Source organism: Synechococcus sp. R6-5 (assembly GCF_047461775.1).
In the GTDB taxonomy this organism is placed as follows: domain Bacteria; phylum Cyanobacteriota; class Cyanobacteriia; order Thermostichales; family Thermostichaceae; genus Thermostichus.
The window spans coordinates 1-5,521 of record NZ_JANSHV010000227.1 but is presented as its reverse complement, the minus strand read 5'-3'; the positions used below and the strand labels follow the sequence as shown (position 1 = coordinate 5,521).

At 61.5% G+C, this 5,521-nt stretch carries 4 protein-coding genes; 2 read left to right on the top strand and 2 right to left on the bottom strand.

Annotation, left to right across the window (positions count from 1 at the left end; all coding sequences use genetic code 11):
- The first annotated feature begins 259 nt into the window (after positions 1–259).
- Positions 260–517: a DUF2949 domain-containing protein gene (locus tag NW818_RS11615; RefSeq protein WP_414424638.1), complete on the top strand. Its 258-nt coding sequence runs from the start codon at positions 260–262 to the stop codon at positions 515–517.
- Positions 518–763: 246 nt separating this feature from the next.
- Here the strand turns inward: NW818_RS11615 and NW818_RS11610 are convergent, their stop codons facing one another.
- Both NW818_RS11610 and NW818_RS11605 read right to left on the bottom strand, forming a co-directional pair.
- A complete protein-coding gene (locus NW818_RS11610; RefSeq protein ID WP_414424637.1) occupies positions 764–3,973 on the bottom strand; it encodes an efflux RND transporter permease subunit in 3,210 nt (1,069 codons plus the stop codon).
- 63 nt (positions 3,974–4,036) lie between these two features.
- Positions 4,037–5,335: an efflux RND transporter periplasmic adaptor subunit gene (locus tag NW818_RS11605; protein ID WP_414424636.1), complete on the bottom strand. Its 1,299-nt coding sequence runs from the start codon at positions 5,333–5,335 to the stop codon at positions 4,037–4,039.
- Here NW818_RS11605 and NW818_RS11600 point away from each other — a divergent pair.
- The coding region (locus NW818_RS11600; RefSeq protein WP_414424635.1) for a hypothetical protein at positions 5,330–5,521 on the top strand (192 nt) is incomplete at its 3' end. The two genes, NW818_RS11605 and NW818_RS11600, sit on opposite strands and share 6 nt — an antisense overlap.

Sequence of the window (5,521 nt, the reverse complement as noted above, 5' to 3'; positions counted from 1 at the left end):
CCCCCCCCATCCCAGCAGAGTGGCTATTGGTCAGATAGTCCCTTCGACGACGACCCCTGGGGATAGACCGTCCTGCCAGGATCTATAAGCCAGCTTTGCGACAAAGCTCAGTCCTCTCTGCCCTAACCGGCCTTGGGAGGGCCTGGGTGGTCACATACCCTGGAAGAAACCTGTTGCAAGGGATCCGCAAGAAGATCCCCAGAATCAGTACGAGGATCCCGATCCTCGACATTCAATCCTTTCCTGCCCGGCCAAACCTATGGAACCGACCCTGTCGGATTTACAAGCCCTTAGCCAATGGGATCGACAGTTCTGCCAGTTTGCTGCCCAGCAGCAGCTCCTCAAGCCCAAACAACTGGCTTTGGCCCTGAAGATCCAGCGGCAGCAGCACGGCCCTCTAGCCTTGATCCTCTGGCAGTTGGGCTTTGTGGGCCTGCAACACCTGGCTCAGTTCTGGGAAAAAATGCCCAGCGAAGCCGAGTCCGAACTGCTCGAAGACAGGGCCTGCGGTGGATGAGAAAGCGATGAACGAGAGCCTCCCCAAACCTGTGCAAAAGCGCTGGAAGTCCTTTGCAGTACGGAACCAAGGTGTACAGTCATTTCAAGTTAGACTAAGACACTTCTCAACTGCTCCGCGGTGCCGCCCAAACGCCCTGCGCCGCTTCCGCGACCACCCCCAATCTCTCCCGAAGGGAGAGCTAGGAAGCAAGGCAACGGAACTTTTCCGCCAAAAGACAAGCATCAAGCAGATTCCCCTGGCTACCTACCCAACGCTGTCGCCACCAGGCAGCAGATCCTTGGGATCCTCCGGTGGGGGCAGATGCGCCAGATCCACAGGCGAAGGGGATCCCCCCAAAATTCGCACCTGGATCCCCTTGATCACGACATAGAGCACCGGCACCACCAGCAAACTGAGCATTGTCGAGACGAACATGCCGCCGATCACCGCCGTGCCCAGAGACTGACGGCTGGCGGCCCCGGCCCCGCTGGCCACTGCCAGCGGGAAAATGCCCAGGATAGTGCTCAGGGCGGTCATCAGAATGGCGCGGAAGCGCGTCTCGGCTGCTTGGGTGGCAGCTTTGAGCAGTGGGATCCCTTGGGCAACCAACTGGTTGGCAAACTCCACAATCAAGATGGAGTTTTTGCTGGCCAGCCCGATCAACATCACCAACCCGACTTGGCAGAAGACGTCGTTGGTCAAGCCCCGCAGCAGTTGCGCCAAAAGAGCCCCAAGAACCGCCAGCGGCACCGCCAACAAAATGATCAAGGGATCCACATAGCTCTCAAATTGCGCCGCCAGCACCAGGAAGACGAACACCGAGCCCAAAGCAAAGATCAGCGGCACCTGTCCTCCCGACTCGATTTCTTCCAGCGACAGGCCCGACCACTCGAAGCCAAACCCCTGCGGCAACAACTGGGCGGCTAGAGTTTCCATAGCCCGAATCGCTTGCCCTGAGCTAAAGCCCGGCAGGGCGCTGCCCTGAATTTCCACCGAGCGGAAGAGGTTGAAGTGGTTGATGATGGCCGGGCTGGTGGTCTCCTCCACCTGAACCAGGGTGCTCAACGGCAAGAGCTGCCCCTGCCCACCCCGCACGTAGAACTGGCCGATGCTTTCCGGGTTACCTCGGAATGCTTGATCCGCCTGCACATAGACCCGGTAGTTGCGGTTGAACAGGTCGAAATCATTGACGTAGGTGCCCCCCAGCAGCGTCTGCAGCGTGCCGAAGACATCCAACAGAGGGATCCCCAACAACTGGGCCATCTCCCGATCCACCTGTACTTCTAGCTGCGGCGAATTGGCGTTGAAGGTGGGCGGGTTAATCCGCAAGCCCAAGGGGGGTTGGCCCGGCGGGGGCGGCGAGTTGCCCACAAAAAACAGGGTGTTGGCCGTCTGCTCCAAGAGGTTGAAATCGTTCACCCCCCGATCCTGAAGCTGGAAAGTAAACCCGCCCGCAACCCCCAAATTGGGAATGGCCGGCGGCAGGATCGGGATCACCAATGCGCGGCTGATCCCGCCCAAAAAAGGCCCAAATAGCCGGTTGACAATCGCTTGCGCCGATTGCTCCGGTTGCCGCCGCTCTTCCCAGGGCTTGAGGGTGGCAAAGATCAGCCCATTCCCCGGCGAGGGCCCGGTAAAGCTGAACCCCCCCACGATCACCCGATTTTCGATCTCAGGGATCCCCTCCAAAATAGCGGCGGCCTGCCGGATCACCCTGTCGGTATAGTTGAGGGAAACCCCCGGCGGCCCCTGGACAATGGTGATGAAAAAGCCCTGATCCTCATCCGGCACAAACCCCGTCGGCACAATTTGGAACAGCCAGTAGGTGAGGCCCAAACAGGCAATAAACCCCGTCACCACCAACAGCCGCAGCTTCACCACCAGCTCCAGCAGGCGGCAGTAGGCCGCTCGGATCCCTTCCACGGCGCGGTCAAACCAGCGCAGCAGCCAAAACATCTGCTCTGAGCGGGGGCGAATTAGCAGCGCCGACAAAGCCGGAGCCAAGGTAATGGCATTAAACGTGGACAGCGAAACCGACACGGCAATGGTGACGGCAAACTGCTGGTAGATGCGACCGCTGGTGCCAGGAAAGAAAGCAACAGGCACAAATAGCCCCAGCAGCACCAGCGTCGTGGCGATCACTGCCCCCAACACCTCGTTCATCCCCGCCGAGGCCCCCTGCAGAGGCCGCATGCCGCGGTCGCGGATGTAGCGGGAGATATTCTCCACCACCACAATGGTGTCGTCCACCACCAAGCCAGTGGCCAGGGTGAGGCCGAACAGAGTCAAAGTGTTGATGGAAAAGCCAAACAGGCGCACAAAGGCGAAGGTCCCCAGCAGCGCCACCGGAATTGTAACGGTGGGAATGAGGGTGACGCGCCAATCTTGCAAAAAGATGAACAGTACCAGCACCACCAGGGCAATAGCCTGCAGCAGGGTAAAAATCACCTCCTGCACCGACTCGGTAATGAACAGGGTGGCGTCGAAAGGGATCTCGTAGATCAAGCCGGGCGGAAAACTCTCCGCCAGCTGCGCCAACGTCTGCCGCACCTGCCGCGACACCTCCAGGGCGTTGGCATCCGGTTGTTGGGTGATGGCGATCCCCACCGCCTCCTGCCCCCCGATGCGGAAGAACGTATCATAGCTTTGCGCTCCCAGCTCCACCCGACCCACATCGGCAATGCGTACCAAACTGCCATCGGGGTTGGCCCTGAGGACAATCTGGGCGAACTCCTCCGGCTGTGACAGCCGCCCCGTTGCCTGGACGCTGATCTGAAACTCCTGATCCGGCGGGCTGGGCTGGCCGCCAATTTGGCCGGCGGGCACCTGGATATTCTGCTGGCGCACTGCGTTTACCACATCCAGAGCTGTCAGACCATAGCTGGCCAGCCGCGTCGGATCCAGCCAGATGCGCATGGCATAGGTGCGCTCCCCGAAAATGATGACATCGCTGACGCCGCGGATGCGCCGCAAAGCATCCCGCACAAACAGCTCCGCGTAGTTGCTCAAAAACAGCTCGTCGTATTCCCCCGCCTCTGAGCGCAGCGCCAACACCAGCACAAAGGCGCTGTCGCCGGCCTTTTCCACGCTGATGCCGTTTTGGATCACCTCCGCCGGCAGCCGGCCCTGGGCCCGCGCCACCCGGTTCTGCACATCCACAGCCGCCGTGTCCAGATCCCGATCCGGGCTGAAGGTAACGGTGATCTGGCTGGTGCCGTTGCTGCTGCTCACCGAAGAGAGGTAGCGTATGCCCTCGACGCCGTTGATCTCCTGCTCCAGCACGTTGGTTACCGCCGTCTCCACCGTCTCGGCGTTGGCCCCAGGATAAACAGCAGTCACCCTCACCGCTGGCGGCGCCACCTGTGGGTAGTAGTCCACCGGCAGTAGGGGAATGCTCACCGCCCCCACCAGCACGATCAGGATGGAGCAGACGCTGGCAAAAACAGGGCGGCGAATGAAAAAGTCAACAAACATAGTCCAGCGCAGTGAGGAGTGAAAGGGGATAGCTGAGTTGGGAAACCGCCGGAGAGAGAGGACCTAGGGCGGGGATCCAGGAGGTCTCCCTCCCCCTTGTGGCTGCATCCTCTGCTGAAAAAGCACCTCATCGACAATCGGGGCGCCATCGCGGATTTTCTGCAGGCCGCTCAGCACAATTGGCTCATTGGCCTCCAAACCCTCCAGCACCTCATAGCTGTTTCCGTAGATGGATCCCAGCTGCACCGGCCTTTGCACCGCCACCGCCCCCGGGGGCATGCCCTCTGCTGGCGGCTCCGTTGTCTGCACCGTGTAGACAAAGGTTTGCGCCCCCAAGCGGGCCACCGCCGTCACCGGCACCAGCAAGGCCGGCCGCTCCTCCCAGATGACCCGAGTCCGCACAAACTGGGCCGAGCGCAACTGGCCGGCAGGGTTCTCCAGAAGAGCCTTGGCCAGCACCGATTGCGTGGCGGCGTTGGCTTCGGGAGCAATGAAAGAGATTTGGCTGCTGCCGATCACCTCGCCGCGGCTGTCCAGGAGCTGCACTGGGGTGCCGATGCGCAGTTGCGGGGCCCGCTGCAGGGGGATATTGAGGTTGATCTCCAGTGCCTGGTTTTGGGTCAGGGTAGTCAAAACCGTTTGCGGTGTTACGTAGTCTCCCTGCCTCACCAAAACATCCCCCACAATGCCCGCAAAGGGAGCCGTAACCTGGAAAAACTGCAATTGCACCTGCTGCCGCTCCGCCTCGGCCTGGGCTCGCTGCACCTCCCGCTCTGCCCGCAAGATCGCGGCCTCCTGAGCGCGGATCTGCTCCTGTTGCGCCGCCAAAGCCGCCTCCGCCTGGCGCAGGTCGCGGCTGGATTGATCCGCTTGCGCCTGGCTGATGGCCCCCTCGGCCAAGAGGCGCAGGTTGCGCTCGTGCTGCTCCCGGGCAAACTCCGCCGCTGCCTCCAGCCGCAGCCGATCCGCCCGCAACTGGCTGAGCAGAGCACGGCTGCTCTCCAGGTTGGCTTGGGCCGCGGCAATCCCCGCCGTTTGGCCGGCCACCGCCGCCTGTTGCTGACGGCTGTCGATCTCAAACAGAGGGGCTCCGGCAGCCACCTGGGATCCCAGCTGCACGAACACCTGGGTCACCTGTCCACTGACCTGAGGGCGGATACTGGCCACCTGCTGGGATCCGAGGCTGGCCATGAACTCTGAAGTCTCTTCGATTTGCTGTTCCTCTACCCTGCCGACGGCCACTGGTGTGGGTTGGCCTTCTCCGCCCCCTTCACCCCCCATGCTGCGAGGTGGCCCGCCGGGCCGGCAAGCAGCTACCAAGAGAGAAAGGCACAACAGCGGCAGAGCTGTTCGCAGTTGCATCGTGAACCTGCCTCCCTAACGGCTATCCCAACAGAGGGATCCCACCTCTGCATTGACTCAATCAACCAGGGTACTGAGACTGTGCCCTGCTGCGCCTGTGCAAAAGCGCTGGCCATCCTTCCCAATCCAGAGCTAGGGTGGATGCGTGACATCCTCCTGGCGCTCGTCCTGTGGATAGAGCGCGGG

Excerpts from the sequence above, each read along its gene's own strand:
- NW818_RS11615 (WP_414424638.1), top strand. The coding sequence starts at position 260 with ATGGAACCGACCCTGTCGGATTTACAAGCCCTTAGCCAATGGGATCGA.
- NW818_RS11610 (WP_414424637.1), bottom strand. The coding sequence starts at position 3,973 with ATGTTTGTTGACTTTTTCATTCGCCGCCCTGTTTTTGCCAGCGTCTGC.
- NW818_RS11605 (WP_414424636.1), bottom strand. The coding sequence starts at position 5,335 with ATGCAACTGCGAACAGCTCTGCCGCTGTTGTGCCTTTCTCTCTTGGTA.